The 17,659-nt window shown below is 33.7% G+C and carries 18 protein-coding genes; 2 read left to right on the top strand and 16 right to left on the bottom strand.

What is annotated here, in order from left to right; translation table 11 throughout:
• Positions 1-536 precede the first annotated feature (536 nt).
• The 10 genes from thiD to ACJJVP_RS15025 all read right to left on the bottom strand — a co-directional run bounded on the left by thiD (position 537) and on the right by ACJJVP_RS15025 (position 9,830).
• The gene (thiD, locus tag ACJJVP_RS15070) at positions 537-1,349 is read right to left on the bottom strand and encodes a bifunctional hydroxymethylpyrimidine kinase/phosphomethylpyrimidine kinase (RefSeq protein ID WP_405414823.1); all 813 of its coding nucleotides are present in this window, start codon (positions 1,347-1,349) and stop codon (positions 537-539) included.
• Complete coding sequence (gene tenA / locus ACJJVP_RS15065; protein ID WP_405414821.1) at positions 1,337-1,990, bottom strand: thiaminase II; 654 nt, start codon at positions 1,988-1,990, stop codon at positions 1,337-1,339. Before tenA ends, thiD begins: the two co-directional genes overlap by 13 nt.
• A complete protein-coding gene (thiE, locus tag ACJJVP_RS15060) occupies positions 1,969-2,610 on the bottom strand; it encodes a thiamine phosphate synthase (protein ID WP_405414818.1) in 642 nt (213 codons plus the stop codon). Before thiE ends, tenA begins: the two co-directional genes overlap by 22 nt.
• On the bottom strand, positions 2,603-3,394 hold the full coding sequence (gene thiM / locus ACJJVP_RS15055; RefSeq protein WP_405414816.1) for a hydroxyethylthiazole kinase: 792 nt from the start codon (positions 3,392-3,394) through the stop codon (positions 2,603-2,605). The genes thiE and thiM overlap by 8 nt, the downstream gene beginning before the upstream one ends.
• Before the next feature lie 205 nt (positions 3,395-3,599).
• Positions 3,600-4,697: a polysaccharide lyase family 7 protein gene (locus ACJJVP_RS15050; protein WP_405414814.1), complete on the bottom strand. Its 1,098-nt coding sequence runs from the start codon at positions 4,695-4,697 to the stop codon at positions 3,600-3,602.
• A gap of 200 nt (positions 4,698-4,897) precedes the next feature.
• Positions 4,898-6,172, bottom strand: a complete 1,275-nt coding sequence (locus tag ACJJVP_RS15045; RefSeq protein WP_405414812.1) for a DUF3089 domain-containing protein — start codon at positions 6,170-6,172, stop codon at positions 4,898-4,900.
• 183 nt (positions 6,173-6,355) lie between these two features.
• Positions 6,356-7,054: a thioredoxin family protein gene (locus tag ACJJVP_RS15040; protein WP_405414810.1), complete on the bottom strand. Its 699-nt coding sequence runs from the start codon at positions 7,052-7,054 to the stop codon at positions 6,356-6,358.
• 5 nt (positions 7,055-7,059) lie between these two features.
• Positions 7,060-7,566 carry a TlpA disulfide reductase family protein gene (locus ACJJVP_RS15035; RefSeq protein ID WP_405414808.1) on the bottom strand — a complete coding sequence of 169 codons (507 nt, stop codon included), beginning with the start codon at positions 7,564-7,566 and terminating at the stop codon, positions 7,060-7,062.
• Between the two features lie 167 nt (positions 7,567-7,733).
• Positions 7,734-8,246 carry an ankyrin repeat domain-containing protein gene (locus ACJJVP_RS15030; RefSeq protein ID WP_405414805.1) on the bottom strand — a complete coding sequence of 171 codons (513 nt, stop codon included), beginning with the start codon at positions 8,244-8,246 and terminating at the stop codon, positions 7,734-7,736.
• A gap of 63 nt (positions 8,247-8,309) precedes the next feature.
• Positions 8,310-9,830 (bottom strand): catalase, encoded by a 1,521-nt coding sequence (locus ACJJVP_RS15025; RefSeq protein WP_405414804.1) that lies wholly within the window; start codon positions 9,828-9,830, stop codon positions 8,310-8,312.
• A gap of 108 nt (positions 9,831-9,938) precedes the next feature.
• Between ACJJVP_RS15025 and ACJJVP_RS15020 the strand changes: the two genes are divergently transcribed.
• The gene (locus ACJJVP_RS15020; protein WP_405414802.1) at positions 9,939-10,862 is read left to right on the top strand and encodes a LysR substrate-binding domain-containing protein; all 924 of its coding nucleotides are present in this window, start codon (positions 9,939-9,941) and stop codon (positions 10,860-10,862) included.
• A gap of 9 nt (positions 10,863-10,871) precedes the next feature.
• On the opposite strand, the gene ACJJVP_RS15015 is transcribed toward ACJJVP_RS15020, so the two are convergent.
• The 4 genes from ACJJVP_RS15015 to ACJJVP_RS15000 all read right to left on the bottom strand — a co-directional run bounded on the left by ACJJVP_RS15015 (position 10,872) and on the right by ACJJVP_RS15000 (position 14,253).
• Positions 10,872-11,861, bottom strand: a complete 990-nt coding sequence (locus tag ACJJVP_RS15015) for a 2-hydroxyacid dehydrogenase (protein ID WP_405414801.1) — start codon at positions 11,859-11,861, stop codon at positions 10,872-10,874.
• Positions 11,862-11,980: 119 nt separating this feature from the next.
• Positions 11,981-12,553, bottom strand: coding sequence for a DUF2911 domain-containing protein (locus ACJJVP_RS15010; protein ID WP_405414798.1), 573 nt, complete (start codon positions 12,551-12,553; stop codon positions 11,981-11,983).
• 101 nt (positions 12,554-12,654) lie between these two features.
• Positions 12,655-13,416 (bottom strand): SDR family NAD(P)-dependent oxidoreductase, encoded by a 762-nt coding sequence (locus ACJJVP_RS15005; RefSeq protein ID WP_405414796.1) that lies wholly within the window; start codon positions 13,414-13,416, stop codon positions 12,655-12,657.
• 108 nt (positions 13,417-13,524) lie between these two features.
• Complete coding sequence (locus ACJJVP_RS15000; protein ID WP_405414793.1) at positions 13,525-14,253, bottom strand: phosphatase PAP2 family protein; 729 nt, start codon at positions 14,251-14,253, stop codon at positions 13,525-13,527.
• Between the two features lie 184 nt (positions 14,254-14,437).
• On the opposite strand from ACJJVP_RS15000, the gene ACJJVP_RS14995 reads away from it, so the two are divergent.
• Positions 14,438-15,280 carry a 1,4-dihydroxy-2-naphthoyl-CoA synthase gene (locus ACJJVP_RS14995; RefSeq protein WP_405414791.1) on the top strand — a complete coding sequence of 281 codons (843 nt, stop codon included), beginning with the start codon at positions 14,438-14,440 and terminating at the stop codon, positions 15,278-15,280.
• A gap of 483 nt (positions 15,281-15,763) precedes the next feature.
• Here ACJJVP_RS14995 and ACJJVP_RS14990 read toward each other — a convergent pair whose 3' ends face one another.
• Positions 15,764-17,098 carry a serine hydrolase domain-containing protein gene (locus tag ACJJVP_RS14990; RefSeq protein ID WP_405414789.1) on the bottom strand — a complete coding sequence of 445 codons (1,335 nt, stop codon included), beginning with the start codon at positions 17,096-17,098 and terminating at the stop codon, positions 15,764-15,766.
• Between the two features lie 73 nt (positions 17,099-17,171).
• Positions 17,172-17,576, bottom strand: a complete 405-nt coding sequence (locus tag ACJJVP_RS14985) for a DUF2452 domain-containing protein (RefSeq protein ID WP_405414787.1) — start codon at positions 17,574-17,576, stop codon at positions 17,172-17,174.
• Positions 17,577-17,659: the final 83 nt, after the last annotated feature.

The following is a 17,659-nucleotide window of genomic DNA, read 5'->3' as shown; positions in this document are numbered from 1 at the left end:
TGGTTAGTTACTCATATTGAATGCTAACGTTGAGCTAAGAGGGGTTTTAATTCCTTTTAGCGGATGACAACGAAGTTCGTTTTTACAAAAATTAAAAGCAAATAGCTTTGAAGTGATTCATAATCAAGTTATTAACGACATAGTTAATAACCTACACAGCTAAAATAGATGGAAAGAGTAAGGACTCCTTTTTAATCTTACACAAAAATTCATATGTAATATCCAAGTAACTAAAAGTTTGCCTTTCTGTAAGTTTTGTAACAATAAAGGTTGTTCTCATTTCTTTTTTTATCCAAAGTAAAGGTTTTAAAACAACCCTTTAACACAAAACATTCAAACTTGCAAGTTTCATCTAGTTGCAATAAATACTCTTTTTTTGGCTATGGACTTGGGTTGAAAGTAACTACAGAATTCATCTTGTTAGGTTTTGGTTAACCGTACTATGTTATTGATATGCGTTAGTAGTAAATCGTAAATCATTTATAACATGTTTCCTACAAGCAATTCCATTTTGTCTTAAACATTTAAGATACCGATTATATCCCAAAATGATTTATTGGACCGTTACCTTTACCTAAGATTTTATACTTACCTGCTGCTATTGCTTTATTTACATAATCACAACCTTTTACAATTGCACTATCCATTGACTCTCCTAAACTCAAAAAAGTTGCAATACTTGAAGATAAACTACAACCTGTACCATGAGTGTTATTTGTGATTACTTTGGGGTTGTTTATGATAGTAACTTTTCCTGTAGTACGTAAATAAAATACATCGGTCATTTCGTTCGAATCGACGGTTAAATGTCCACCCTTTAACAATACCGAAGTTTCATAAAGTTCACCGATTTTCTTTACGGCAACTTCCATATTTTTTTCATTGATTTTTTCATCTATCAATAGTTCTGCTTCTGGAATATTAGGGGTTATCAAACTCACGTGGGGTAGTAGTTTCTTAAGACATTCAATGGCATCGTCTGTTATTAATTTATGACCAGATGTTGTAACCATCACTGGGTCTAAAACAATATTCTTTAGTTCATATACCGCTAGTTTTTCTTTTACTATTTTAATCACTTCGCACGAATGCAACATCCCTATTTTAATGGCTCCGAATTGAATATCACTAAGTACAGACTCTAATTGCTTTTCTATATGAGAAATAGGTATGGCGTGTATATCTGTGACTCCCGTTGTATTCTGTGCCGTGGTTGCTGTAATTACTGTAGCAGCATAAGCACCGCAGGCACTAATACTTTTAATATCTGCTTGAATACCTGCACAACCACCAGAATCGCTTCCGGCTATGGACAATACACTATTGTATGGCGTCTTTATATCTTCCATGCTTCTTTATTATAGGCGCTGTCCCAAAACATCCATTCTAATTTCGATGCTTTTTCAAAAGCTACTTCCATTTTATGTAAGACATCATCAGAAGCTTGTGCTGCGTATTTGTTTGTTATGGCTATGGCATTATTTACCGAGGTTGCAAATGCTTCGCCACCATACGTATCTATCCAATCTTGATAGGGGTTATCGGCTTTGTTCGTCTGATTCGCTTGTATGTAATCTCCAATTTCTTTGTAAATGGTAAAACAAGGCAGAACAGCTGCCAATGCTTCTTCTAATGAATGATTAGCTACTATGCGACTAAGATAACTGGTGTATAATTCGCAAGTAGGAGAGGGCTCGTGAGCCAACTGATTATCTTTTAGAAAAATTTGATGTAGCGCATTTTCTACATTGATGATCCCTGTGGCCGAATCTAGAAAAAACTGGGTATCATCGACATGCTCACATTTTACGCCAACAGTTGCTAATACCTTTTTATATTCCGCCAAATACATGGCATCTTGATTGATGTAGAACTGAAAAACATCGCTAGGTAATGAGCCGCTCATCAATTCTTTGATAAATGGCTGTTCTTTAATAGCTTCTAGTATATGGTCTGTATGTTTTCTTACTAATTTGTACCAGTCTTGCATAGTATTCGTTTAAGTTCTTTTGTTGCTTCCTTCGGATTATCAGCTTTTGAAACAGCCGATATGACGGCAATTCCGTCCGCTCCATTTACTATAATTTCTTGCGCGTTTTTTTTATTGATTCCACCAATACAGACAATTGGTTTAGTATACAATTTTCTTATTTCTTTTAAACCCGATATACCTAATGGTTTTGCCAAATCCGTAGTTTTGGTATTGGTCGAAAAAATAGGGGAGATGCCTATGTAATCTGCCGATTTGGCATTGAGTTGCAGTGCTTGTTCTATATTACTAACCGAAAGTCCAATAATTTTATTATCACCCAATAATCTTCTAGCGATGTGATAAGGCATATCGGACTGACCAATATGTACCCCGTCTGCACCTATGGCTAGCGCAATATCTAATCTGTCATTTATTAATAATGGAACTTTATACGCATCGCATAATTCTTTACATCGTAATGCACGCTGACAAAAAGTTAAGGTGTCAACCGTTTTTTCTCGTAATTGAATGATGGTTGCACCACCTTTTAAAGCCTCTTTTAAAATAATAAAAAACTTGTTGTCATCTTTTATGCTATCATCGGTTACAAACATTAAAGCATAGTCTATTTTAAGCATTTATTTTCACTTTTGCTTCTAAAATTTCGGGTGTAATCTCAAATAAGCCATCATAGAAATTCATTTGAAAACTACCAGGTCCGGCGCTCTTTCCATTTGCTAATTCTCCAGCTACGCCCATAATGGCCATGGCTGTTGTAGCTGCCAAATGTGAATTTTCTTCAACACCTAAACATGCACCGACCATTGCAGTTGCTGTACAGCCCATACCTGTTATTTTTGCCATAAGCGGACTCCCATTTTCTATCTTGCTAACAGTATCTCCTGTAATAATATAATCGGTTTCACCACTGATGACAACAGTGTTATTGAATTTTTTTGATAAAAGGGTAGCGCCTTCGATTGCATCTTGAGTATCTATTGTACTATCTACCCCTTTTGTTGAATTGGTCAACTTTGCCAACGCCATAATCTCTGAAGCATTGCCACGAATAACATTTGGTATAGCCGCATTGAGAATCATTTGTGAAACTTCTGTTCTATATTGAGATGCACCAACACCAACAGGGTCAAATACAAAAGGTGTATTTGTTGCCTTTGCTTTCTCGACCGCCAATAACATACTTTCTACCCATTTCTCGCTTAACGTACCCATATTAATAACTAGTGAAGATGAGATTGTAACTATATCTTCTATTTCTTCAATAGCGTGTGCCATAACGGGCGATGCACCAACCGCTAACAATGCATTCGCGGTATTATTCATTACCACATAATTAGTAATGTTATGCACTAACGGACTCCTTTTCCTAATTTCTTGTAATACGGATGTTATACTGTTCATGTAATTGTTGAATTCAATTATTTAAGAATTCAACTAAGTTCGTCATTTTCCAAAAAACAGGAAACAGTATTAAATTACTATTGTATTAAGTTATTAACGGAAATGCTTTTGAAATATCAAAGCCGAAACCATTAATTCTTTCTAGAACATTAGTTTCGGCTTTTCACTATAACTTCATACTATTAAAATGAAATTATGTATTTTTCTATTTAATTAAATCGTTCTTAGAGAAATACCCTTCATTAGATACAGCAGCATCACTAACAGATATACTCGCTGTTTTAAACCATACTTCTGCATAGTTACCATCTGCGTATTGTTTTTGAATATCACCGCCATGAGTTTCTGCACCTGAACACCAATTTTTATTAACCTCAGGAGATTTACCATTCGTTTGATTGTAAGCACCTAGTTTAAAAAAACAACCTTCACCGGTATATGCTTCTTTTCGCTCTACACCATCTTGACCGACAGGAAAAAACATTTCTTTGGTCTGTGAAGGAACATCGGCTATCGTAGTATATTCAGATTGTAATAAATTCTTTGTAAATGTTTTAGTCTCATGACCATCACTCATAAATTTCAAGCTCATAATGCCATCTTTAACAACTACTTCATAACTAAATTCTTCCCCAAAGGCTATACCGTCTTCTGGCTCTTCTGGATATGTATTTTCACCTGTTCCAATTACAGAAAAATCATCGCCCCATACTGCGTTCGAATAGTCCCACCTTTTGGCATTGTCATCTCCAGCAGTATTAATTTCGTAATGCCAAAAAACAGATCCTTTTGTATGACCGGGATACTTTTTATAGAAAATTTTAAGCGGTTCATTTTCAAATGCATCTGCACTATGAATTTGCCCAACGACTACAGCGTGAGATGCTGCAACACGGGCATCACCAGTAGCAGATACATTCATAACTTTAAGTGTAGCTGTCAATTTATCATCGGCAGTCTTTGGATACCATTTTTTTATTTGAGCTAACTCTGTTCTTGTGTTATTTGAAGTACCATGTGTACTACCAGCATTAGGCGCTTTAAAAACAACCCATTCTTCACCGTCTTCATTTTCTGTGTAAAAAAAGTCTTTATTCTCAAAATCATTGGCAATACCGACATTTGTACCATCGCCCAAGATTAATTTCCAATCATCGAAAAACGAAATTACATCACTTGCAAAAACAGTTTCTTTTTGCATTGCTACATCTGTAGCAGTCTTTTTGTTAGCATCTTTGCAACTTGTAAGAGTAATTCCTAAAAGTAGTAGTGTTGATAGTAAGCTGATTCTTTTATTGGTCATTTTAATCTTCTTTGTTTATATAAAAGATTAAGATAGCAATAGTTTGTAAATTTTCCGGATTTATTTGTTAAATTATTAATTTAACAGGTGTAAAATTGAAAATATAACAAATATTTTACGAATCTATAAATACACATTCAAATAACTTAATGCGGTACTATTATCTTACATTCTGTTTCACTTATAAATGCAAAATATAATTACATGCAGTTGCTTAATTTCTCATCTATTTGAGACATTAAAGCCCATAAGTAAATATGGTAATCTTTAGGGTGGTAGCCCCAATTATCATAATTAGGATTGCTCTGTTCACTCTCTAAATCGTTAGGTCGTTGGTCTCCTGCTAATGGATTGTAAGCTACACTTAATGCTAATTTTTGCTTGTTTACTCTACGTTGTCTAACCGTATACATTTCATTAAAAGCGATAAAGTTTGCGCCGTTTCCTAAATCATAACTAGAATTTGGTGAAATGTAATTATCTAATAGAGTAGTGGTTTCGCCATAATAACTAGCATCTTGCACAAACCAATCTTGATCTTCATTAAAGGCTCTGTAAACCAATCCGCTATTAATTAAATAAGGGTTGAATTCTGGTAAACCGTAGTTTATATCAATAATAGTCTGCTGTTCATCAAAAGTAGCCCAGTTGTTAATACAACCACATTCACTAGTAGTTGTACATAAAGGTATGTTCTGCCACCATCCGCCAGCATATGTTCCTTCTTCAGCATATACGTAACCCATGCCACCTAAGGCAGCGGTTACCAACTTACTTCTTAAACTTGCATCATCGTCAAATACATCTCTTAAAAGCATACCTAATAAATATGAACCTTGTGAGTGCCCAGCTAGAATAATTTTATTACCGTTATTATAATTTTCCAAGTAATCTAAGAAAGCCGCTTTTACATCGCTATACGATGTTGCAATAACATTTGCCTGCAATTCTTTTTCTACTGTGTCTTGATAGGTTACCCCTGTAGATTGTCTATACCTAGGCGCATACATTCTACCATATTTAGATAACAAACCACCCTGAGCCAAAATAGTTAAGGCTATTAAAGTACTTGGTTGGTCTTCAATAGCTATAACTTCAACAGCAGAATTATCGGTTATTTGAGTTGGGTGAACCCAAAAAACATCTATACCTGTATCGGTAGTGGAGTTGTTGATAATTTCTATGGTTTGGTCTACCTGTAGGTTTTCATCAATAACCTCTATATCTAAATTGTAATTATTTAAGATTGATAGTTTATTAGGATGATAGGCCCAATTATCCATAGCGCTATAATCCACCGTAGATATCGGTATTTCTATAGTTTCAAGATTTTCTTCTTCAACTTCATCTTCCTCAGTAGGGTCTGAATCATCAACAATTTCTTCATCATCAATAATTACTTGAGCTTCTTCATTATCACTTGAAGAACAGGAAAACAATAGTATAACAACCGAAAGTAGTAGTATATTTTTCATTAGAAGATAAATTTAATACCGATTTATATTTCAACGTAATATATTTACTGTTAGTACTTTAGGTTGATTTTTTTTTTACAACAACCTATCAACTATATAATTAAGCAAGTACATAAACTTTCTAAAAAATAAAGCACCTATAACTTAAAGTCATAGATGCTTTTAAATGATAATATTCGTAATTTATTTTGCCTTTACTGGACAACCAATAGCTTTAGTGAAATTAAGTTCAGGACTTTCCCCTTTCTGTAATGAATGAATGGCATTTTCAACGTACTTAACATTTGCTTCATCTGCTGATCTAGGGTTGTTATCTATAGTGCCAATATATTGTACTTTTCTTTCTTGATCTAATAAAAACACATGTGGAGTACGAACCGCACCGTACTTAGGAAAAACATCATGATTTTCATCGGCTAAATAAACATAAGGAAATTGCTTTTCTTCAGCTCTCTTTTGCATAGAAGCTAAATTCTCACGGTCATTATCTTCACTCACATTAGGATTAATGGTTACAACCGAGTAACCCATTGGAGCATAGGTGTTATGAAGTTCAATCAAGCGATCTTCATACATTTTTGCAAACGGACATTCGTTACATGTAAATACTACAATATAGCCTTTTGCATCTTTTATATCCGCTAAAGAGAACATGCTACCATCAACATTTTTAAGTTCGAAGTCAGCGGCAACATCACCAATTTTGTAACCACCTATTTCCTCTAAAGTCTTTGTTTGTTCTGGACTATGTGCACCTCCAGGAGGTCCTTTGCGTTCACCATTTTGCGGTGGACCTTTTCTGTCTTGTGCCGTAACTACACCCGAAAACAAAAAGGTTCCTAAAAATAGAACTGTTGTAACTATTAGATTCAACTTTCTCATATGAATTAATTATTAATGGATTTATGTATTGCGTTTTTAAAATCTTCCATATTGCTAAAAGCACGTTCATGGTACGTGCGCTTTTCCTTATTGAAAATGATTGTAAAAGGTATGGCTCCAGACCAATTCGGGTCTACCTTATCAATCCAACTATTTGCATCGGGGTCATCTAATAAAACTACTTTAGAACTTATTCCTTTTCTTTTCAGAAATGGTTTCAATTTAGTTTCTATATCCTCAGGGAAGTCAAGACTTACTAGTATGACTTTGCTTTCTGGATTATTTTTTTGATATTCTTCTAAAATAGGAAGTTCTTTTATACAAGGTGCACACCACATTGCCCAAAAATTAATGATATGAATGGTATCATCATCTGTGTATAATAGCGGTTCTAAGGAATCAAAATTATAAACCGGAATATCTAAATCATATCTTTCAAAAGTATTATCCTTTGAAAAACTAAACACTAATAAAGATAATATTACAACTAAAAAACTTCTTTGTACTTGCATAAATTTTACTATAGTCAATATATAAGACATCCTATAAACAAAAAGGTTTAATACAATTCGAAGAAATTAAAACCACTTCTTTTTTGAGCCTATGTAAAACTAAGACTTCTTCAATTTATCCATTAAAAAATCATTGTTAAACAATGTATAAAATGATGAATAGTTTGCTATTTCAAAAGTGCAATTATTGCTGTATTTCCTTGCATTTGAGCGTGTTTCAATGCTGTGTTTCCTCTATTATCCATAATTGAAGTATCTGCTTTATTTTTAAGCAGGTAATCAGCTATTTCAGTATGACCAAAAGTACTTGCATAAATAAGTGCTGTAGCATCATTGTAGTTTTGTAGATTCACTTCTGACCCATGATCAATAAGCATTTTAGCGATTTCAAAATTTCCTTTAAAACAAACCCCCATTAAAGCGGTATTACCCGATGCATCTTGTGCATTTACATTACTCCCTTTTTCTAATAAGTATGCGACAACCTCTTTTTGATTATTATAAGCTGAAAGAATTAAAGGGGTAAATCCTTTATTGTCAACCGCGTTTATAGCATCTTTATTTAAGTCATATATTTTTTCAAGAGAATCGATATCTCCACTACGTGATACTTCAAAAATATCTTGAGCGCTACTTGTAATTGTACTGATCATAATTAATAGTATTAGTATATTTTTCATAATTTTTAAATATTAAAGAGGGGATGCTACTAAGCATCCCCTTAGTTAATTGTTACTTCTATTCTAGTGCATAAAATCTTTTTGAGAAAAGCCTAGTTCTTTTGCTATTCTCATGCCAAAATCGCTATCTGCTTGATAGAAATAACCTATCATTTTCATTTGAATGTTTCTATCTGTAACCTGACCTAAATCACCCTTCAAATTTTTAATTAAATTGTCCTGCTCTTGTTTTGATAATGATCTGTAGAAATCACCTGCTTGTGCAAAATCGTTAGTCTTTGTGATTTTCTTTTGAGTAATGGTCACATTTTTCAAAGTAGTTTCTGACTGTTTATACTGAGGGTCTTCTTTTAATGTAGCCTTAGAACTTGGCTGATAATTTACATCCGGATTTTCAAATCGTTTATTTCCGGCACTGTTCCAACTATCAGAATTATAATTCTTTGGATCTTCTAATGGTTTGTTTATCTCCAATTGCAAGAAATTAGGACCTAAACGATGTCTTTGTGTATCAAAATAAGAGAATAATCTACCTTGTAATAACTTGTCTTCTGATGGTTCTACACCCGGAATCAATGCACCAGGAGAAAAGGCTATACTTTCTACTTGTTCAAAATAATTTATAGGGTTCTGATTTAAAGTCATAGTACCAATCTTTATTTTCTCAATCTTATCCTCTGGCCAATCTTTGGTGGCATCTAAAGGCCAAAAATCAAAAGAATGTAAATCTTCTGGTTTAATCAATTGAACATAAAGGTCCCATTGCGGAAAATTCTTATCATTAATATCTTTTCTTAAGCTTACCGTAGCATGTTGCCAATCTTTACCTTGTTGCGTTGCAGCTTCTTCAATTGTTAAGTTTTTTTCACCCTGTTTAGATACCCAAGCATATTTTACATAGGTTACTTTTCCTTCACTATTAATCCATTTATAACCATGAACACTACTACCGTTCATAAATTGATATCCTTTAGGAATGCCTAAATCAGTATATAACCTAGTAAGCATATGTGTAGCTTCGGGTACATGTGAAAAGAAATCGAAAAATCTGTTAGGATCTTGCTTGTTGGTTTCTGGAGATGGTTTTAAGGAATGTACCATGTCAGGAAATTTGATAGCATCTCTAATAAAGAAAATTGGTAAATTGTTACCTACAATATCATAGTTTCCTTGTTCGGTGTAGAATTTAACAGCAAAACCACGTGGGTCTCTTGCTGTTTCTGGAGATCCTTTGCCATGTATAACTGTAGAAAAACGTGCTGCTAATTCTGTCTTTTTACCTACATTGGAAAATGGAACTGCTTTAGTATAAGCTGACATATCTTTTGTCGCTTCAAAATATCCTGAAGCTCCCGCACCTCTTGGGTGAACTACTCTTTCTGGAATTCTTTCCCTATCAAACGCAGCTAATTTTTCAACTAAATAGATGTCTTCTAATAAAACCGGACCATATTCGCCTACGGTTTTAGAGTTTTGATTATCACCAACAGGTACACCACCATTAGTGGTAATAGTTTCGTTGGTTTGGGAGAAACCCATTATACCAATTGAAAGCACGATAAGTGATGCTAATTTTTTCTTCATTTTAAATAGATTTAATTTATATGGTTGGTGCAAAATTCAATTACATACCCTTATTAATCAAATTAATACTTTATATACTTGTATTGATAAAATTAATATCTGCTATAAATGACCATTCAACAATTAGAATATGTAATTGCATTAGATACTTATAGACACTTTGTTACAGCTGCAGAAAAGTGTTTTGTTACACAGCCCACTATTACAATACAGGTGAAAAAATTAGAAGAGGAAATAGGTTTTTTAATTTTTGACAAAAGTAAATCACCATTTAAACCGACAGATTTAGGAGAAGTTTTCATTTTGAAGGCAAAAGTGATTCTTCATGAAGTCAAGGAATTGAAAAATATGGTGAACGTTGAGCGCGATAATCTTGAAGGAGAATTTAAAATGGCTGTTATACCAACAATTTCATCTTATCTTATTCCAATAATTTCGGGTACGTTCTCTAGAAAATACCCAAATACTATTTTGAAAATTCAAGAAATGGAGAGCGACCAAATAATTTTGGCGCTGCATAAAAAAGAAATAGACTTAGGTATATTAGTAACACCATTGAACGAACCCTTTATTAGAGAAATTAATCTATACAATGAACCATTCATTTTCTACGGACAGGAAGATAGTTTTGAAACCGATAAGAATTCTATTAATGTTGAAGAAATAGAGCATCTTGATAATATTTGGCTGCTAGAAAACGGGCATTGTTTTAGAAACCAAGTTTTAAATATTTGTGGTCATAGCGATAATAACAAAAATATCCAATTTCAAAGTGGGTCGATCGAAGCACTTAAAAGAATGGTAGACAATTACGGTGGATATACCCTTGTGCCGGAAATGGCCGTAAGTGCTACAGATAAAGGACGTATACTACATTTTAACGAACCAAAACCTATTCGCGAAGTAAGCTTGGTGACACATCATACTTTCTCTAAAGACGTTTTAATCGATGCCCTTCGCCGAGAGATTTTGGATAAGACACCAAAAGAATTTAAAAAAAACGAACGCTTTATTAAAATTAATTGGAGATAATTTTCACTTCTACTTTACTTCATTTTTTAATTCTTTACCATTCTTATAAGCGGCAACATTATCTAATGTCGTTAGAGTTATTTGATTCATTGCTTCTTTAGTGAAATATGCTTGATGAGATGTAATTAGTACATTAGGAAAGCTTAATAACCTCAATATCATATCATCTTGAATAATATGCTCAGATAAATCTTCAAAAAATAGATTTTCTTCTTGTTCATATACGTCAATACCTAAATATCCTATTTTTCTATTTTTAAGTCCCTCAATAGCATCTTGAGTTTTAATCAAAGCGCCTCTACTGGTGTTGATTATCATAACTCCATCTTTCATCTTAGCAATCGATGCTTTATTGACAATATGTTTGGTATGTTTGTTTAAAGGGCAATGCAGTGAAATAATTTCCGATTGCCTGAATACGTCTTCTAAAGATAAAAATTCTACTCCTCCGGCTACTAGTTCATCATTCTCAGCGATATCAAAAGCAATAATTCTACAGCCGAATCCTTTTAAAATGGAACAAAATGTTTCTCCTATTTTTCCTGTTCCGATAACTCCAATTGTCTTATTACTTAGGTTAAAACCAATAAGGTTCTTTAATGAAAAATTACCTTCTCTAACTCTATTATAGGCTTTGTGGGTTTTACGGTTAAGGGTTAAAATTAATGCTAAGGCATGTTCGGCAACAGCCTCTGGTGAATATGCGGGTACTCGAACAACTTTTATATCAGCTTTCTCGGCAGCTTCTAAATCAATATTGTTATAGCCTGCACAGCGTAGCGCTATAAGTTGAATACCATTTGAGGATAGTATTTTAATGGTTTCTTCATTGACCACATCATTTACGAAAACACATACCACATCGCAATCTGCGGAAAGTTTCGCAGTATCAACATTTAATGCCGTCTCATAAAATGAAAAGTCATAATCGTAATCGGTATTATACTTTTCAAAATACTCTTGGTCATAAGATTTGGTACTGAAAACAGCTATTTTCATAAAATGTGTGTAGTAAATTAATTATCATTCAAAGTTACTTTTAGATACTTAAAGCTATATGATATCCATCAGTTTTGGATACGTATTATGAATTCTTAAAAAACCAGTGGAAGTAACTTTTAGTAGCTAATGGGTAATTCAACCCTATCCATATCCCAAGCTATATACATTAATGCAACACCTTTCGCTGAATCTTCAAATTGTATCGAAAATTCTTCAACTGGCTTTTTATTATGTAAAACATGCGCTTCTACTCTTAATACATCGTTATGTTCATCGTAACTGTAATGTCCCCATTGATCTACATCATTACTAAAAATTATTGTCCAAATATCCGCTGTAGGTATTGCATACATGGTATACGTGCCTTTTCGCAGTAATTTCCCTTCGATCTTTACATCTTTATAGACCTTGATTTCTGTTGCCTCATTGGCACCTAATCTCCAAATTTCATTGTATTTGACTATACCATCAAAAACCACACGACCATTTTTTTGAGGTCTACTATAATCTACTCTAAGAATGGGAGAATCGGGTAGGTTCCTTTCAGGAGCAAATTTTATATCGTGGGCAAAATGATCTGGTAAATAGACTCTATCTAAAGGGCTTTTATCAAGACCTCTAAAGTTTTGAGAAAAACTAATAGAAGTAAAGAGACTAAAACATGCACAAAAGAGCGTAATTTTTTTCATAATAAAAGATGCTTATATGGTTAGTCATTTAACTCTTAAATTTAATAATTATAAGAACTAAATACTCATCAATAGTGCAGAATAATTATTAATAGAAAGATTTATAGCATTAACCCTCCAGTTGCTTCTATACGCTGACCATTAATCCAACCGGCATCTTCCGTACATAAAAAAGCAACAATTCCACCAATATCTTCTGGTTCACCAACTCGACCAAGTGCTGTGTTACTGCTAATTTTTTTACGTCTTTCCTCATTGTCCTTATTTGCCCCACCACCAAAGTCTGTTCCTACAGCACCAGGAGCTACTACATTTGCACGTATTTTTTTATCACTTAATTCCTTTGCCAAAAATCTTGTTAATACATCTATACCACCTTTCATACTTGCATAAGCAGAAGAGCCAGGTATCGTTACCCTTACCAAGCCAGATGATATATTAATGATTCCGCCACCATCATTTATTTGTTCAACGGCATGCTGAGTTAAGAAATAAACGCCTTTTAAATGAATGTTCATCATAGCATCAAAATCGGCTTCGGTAGTTTCTAGAAATGGCTTGTAAATTCCCGTTCCTGCATTATTTATTAAGTAATCAAATTTAGCGGTACGGTAATTTTCATTCAAATACATGGAAACCGTTTTAAAGAAACTAGAAAAATTGGAGGTGTCACTGGTATCTAATTGAAACGCTACTGCCTTTTGACCTAGTTTTTCAATTTCTTTTACAACCTTCTCAGCAGCATCTTTTTTAGAGTGATAGGTTAAAATTACATTTAAACCTTTTTCTGCGATTTTTAATGCTATATTTTTTCCAATTCCTCGACTACCACCGGTTACCAATGCTATTTTCGTTCTTGACATAATTTATTGTTGTTTGTAGTTCTTTTAGCTATTGTCTTACTCTAAAGTATCAAAATCAACACTGATTATAAACCTAACTACATTATATTAACATTAAAGATATATTCATTATGTTTTTGGATCACGCCTAAACAATTGTATCAAATCAAAGACAAGTACACAGAAAACTACCCAAATAAATCCGGCTATAAAACCACCTGCTATATCCGAAGGAAAATGGACTCCCAAATAAATTCTACTTATTCCAATGCTTAAAATAATAACTATTAAGGCGATAATCAATACATATTTCATCACTTTCTGAACATTGAACTTAGTGACCAGAAAAATTAGAAATCCGTAGAATGCCATCGCGCTCATTGCATGACCGCTAGGATAACTCAACGTTTCTACAGAAACTAAATGTTCAATACCTGGTCTTGAACGGTCAATAAATCTTTTCAATACCATATTAGAAATGGTAGCCAAAGCTAATATCAATGTTGCCTGTACCACGTATTTCCAACGTTTAAAGACTAAAAGTGAGATTAAGAGAAATACCACTAGTACTATTAAATATCCATACACATCACCAACAAAGGTCATAAATTTAAAGTAAGATGTTAAACTGGGTGTACGATAAGAAATTACATAATCTGTAATTGCCGTGTCATAAGTGGCAAGGGTTTCTGTCTTTAAGGTTTCTGTCAATTCTACAAATAAATTAATTCCGCCAACGACGATGACCAAAGCAATTATTACTGTAATAACATAGGGTAGTGTTGTGTTGTATTGGTTTAATTTATTCGCTAAAAATTCACGAAGCGATTTTATAAAAGTAAAAAGGGATTGTTTCATGAAATGTACTGTTGTTTGTGCTGTAAACATAGCAGTAATTGGGCATATCTACTGTTTCAAAGAAATCGATAACTAACTCGATTGAGTTAATTACTATATGTTAGGTTCTTTAACAGCATCTTCAAATTTGGACAGGTATACTTTGAACCCTTATCTTTATACGATAATAGAATTGTTAGAAATTATGAAATCACCCAATTGGAAAACAGCTATAGAATTTGATGATATTACATATAAAAAATGTGACGGCGTAGCGCGTATTGCATTTAACCGTCCTAATGTGCGAAATGCTTTTAGACCACATACTACAAGTGAGTTAATTAAAGCTTTTTACGATGCTCAAGAAGATACTTCTATTGGAGTAGTTTTGCTTTCTGCGGAAGGTCCTTCTACTAAAGACGGAATATGGTCTTTTTGTTCTGGAGGTGATCAAAAGGCTAGGGGAGAAAAAGGCTATGTTGGTCAAGATGGTCAGCACCGTTTGAATATACTTGAAGTACAACGTATGATTCGTTTTATGCCGAAAGTGGTTATTTGCGTGGTACCTGGTTGGGCCGTTGGTGGCGGACATAGTCTGCATGTGGTTTGTGACATGACTTTAGCTAGTAAAGAACATGCTATTTTTAAACAAACGGATGCGGATGTTACCAGTTTTGATGGTGGATATGGTTCAGCTTACTTAGCTAAAATGGTGGGACAGAAAAAAGCACGTGAGATATTCTTTTTAGGCAGAAACTATTCTGCACAAGATGCTTTTGATATGGGTATGGTAAATGCCGTAATACCTTATGATGAGCTAGAAAACACTGCTTTTCAATGGGCACAAGAGGTTTTGGAGAAATCACCAACTTCTATAAAAATGTTGAAGTTCTCTATGAACCTAACAGATGATGGAATGGTGGGTCAACAAGTATTTGCAGGTGAAGCAACAAGACTAGCCTATATGACCGAAGAAGCAAAAGAAGGTAGAAACGCTTTCTTAGAGAAACGTAAACCTAATTTTGGTAAGGATAATTGGCTACCGTAAATTGGTTGTTCGTTGATGGTTGATGGTTGATGGTTGATGGTTGATGGTTGATGGTTGATGGTTGATGGTTGATGGTTGATGGTTGATGGTTGATGGTTGATGGTTGTATTAAAAAAGTTCATTTTTTCAAAAGAAAAAATGAACTTTTTTAGGCTAAAGGCTTAAAGAGATTGTTTGAACGCGAAGCGTTTCCGAATTAATTAAGTAGTACTTAATACTTAGTACTTTTTTACCTGAAAACTGATACCGCCAACTGAATACTAAAAAATGCCCTAAACTAAAAAGAGTCCGATCAGTGAAGATCAGACTCTTTTACGAGAACACTATATGAAAATGAAAAATTTTTAATTCGTTTTTAATAACACTGTAAATGTATTTATCATTTAGGGTTCTTTGAAACTATTGTTGCCACACAAGAGAATTTTGTTGTGAATTGCTTAAAAAATGTGGTATTGTATTGAAAAGGTTAAAATTTCGCTCCTTTTATCGAATTGAAGCTATTATTTCTTTCAATAGTGTGTTGAATTGTTCATCGGTCTGTTCTTTTAGTCCGGTTCTGACGACCACAAGATCTTTTGAGGGTATTATGAAAATGCGTTGCCCTTGAAATCCGTTTACAGAATACAAGTCTTTAGGAATGTCTTCGTACTTTCCTTCGGCATTTAGCCAAAAATGTGCACCATAAGTTCCGTTAGAATGGATTGTAGGTTTTGCTACATAGTCTGACCAGGATTCTGAAAATATACGGTTACCATTCCAATCTCCCTTATTCAGATATAACAGTCCAAATTTTGCCCAATCTCTGGTAGTTGCCCAACCGTATGAAGACAAAATATAGTTGCCAGATAAATCGGTCTCCAAGAGCATGGAATTCATTCCTATTTTATCGATTAATTCTTTATATGGAAAATCTAAATATTCTTGATGGGAGCTGAATTGCTCTCTTAGAATACCAGAAAGCAAATTTGTGGTACCAGAAGAGTAGTTCCAAATTTCTGTTGGCTGTGCAATTATACTTTTATTACGTTGAGACAAGGTCATGTCAGAATCTAAGAATAGCATTCGAGTAACATCGGAGATTTTGAAATAGTTCTCGTCCCATTCCAATCCACTTTGCATACGTAAAAGGTGATTCAATGTTATATTCATTTTCGGATTCTTCATGCTGATTTCTCCAGAAAACGGCTTGTACACCATGTCAATTTTATCTTGATATTCTAAAATACCATAAAGCGTAGATAAAATACTTTTGGTCATTGACCATCCAAGAATTTTTGTGTCTTTAGAAAATCCGCGAATGTAACGCTCCCCAATAATTTGATTTTTATGAACAACTAAAAGAGATCTTGTTTTTTGTTCTGGATCCTTAAAAGCATTTTCAAAGGCAACCTCTAATTTATCATAAGCTACATTTTCTAAAATAGTATCGATTACTCCGTCATTTCCATAAGGGAAAGGCAATGTATCTTTCACAATAAATCTATTGGGAATAATATCGAAATTATGTTTAGAATACTCCTTGTTGGTCAGTACTGCACCAAGCCCTTCTTTATACACCGTTGTTCTTGGCATTAACCCGTATACTTCGGAAGTTGCATATTTATTTTCATCTGACACCTCAGAATCCGCTAATTTTATCAACGGCATATTATTATCGTTTAGAGAAATATCATCAGCATCTCTACCCGCAATAAAAACACTAGATACCATATTTTTAGAAGCATAGCCAGATATTAGATTTAGTTTTGGGTAGTTAAAATATGCAGCGGCAATTATACCTACTAAGACAACGCCTAAAAGCAGTTTTGTTTTCTTCATTCTTATTGTGTTCTTTATAAAATTAAAATGTGTTCAAATTCTACTTTGACATATACCGCTCAAATTATCTGAATTACTTCAATTTCTCCCATGTTTTATTTGATGTAAGCTTAAAACTACCAACATAGTTGAAGTTACATTCTTGAGGTAAAATCAATGATAGAAATGTGCTTTCATCTTTTGCTTTATACAAATGATATTCTTTACCAACAATAGGCTCAAAACTGAATTTAGCACTATATACAAGATTGTTGTATTCAAAATTGTCCATCAGTTTTTTAAACGATTCTTGTAATGCTTCATATTCTGCCTTAAATTGATTATTGGCACTAACAATATGTGTGTTTTTCCAAGAGGTTACATCCGGCGGAGTAATTTTTGGAGCCGATACTTCTGTTGCAAAAGGTGATAGTTTACCATGATACTCTTGGGTATCTTCATTGAAAACTACATTATCAGGTTTTTTGTCTTTTTTCATAGCACTACAAATTTAAAGAAAAGCCTGCATTTATCACTTGCAAGATTATATGGGTATAGGTATCTTCCATTCTTTAATTCCGT

Source organism: Maribacter sp. Asnod1-A12 (assembly GCF_045063735.1).
Classification (GTDB): domain Bacteria; phylum Bacteroidota; class Bacteroidia; order Flavobacteriales; family Flavobacteriaceae; genus Maribacter.
The sequence above is the reverse complement of the archived record's forward strand: the minus strand, read 5'-3'. Positions and strand labels throughout refer to the sequence as shown.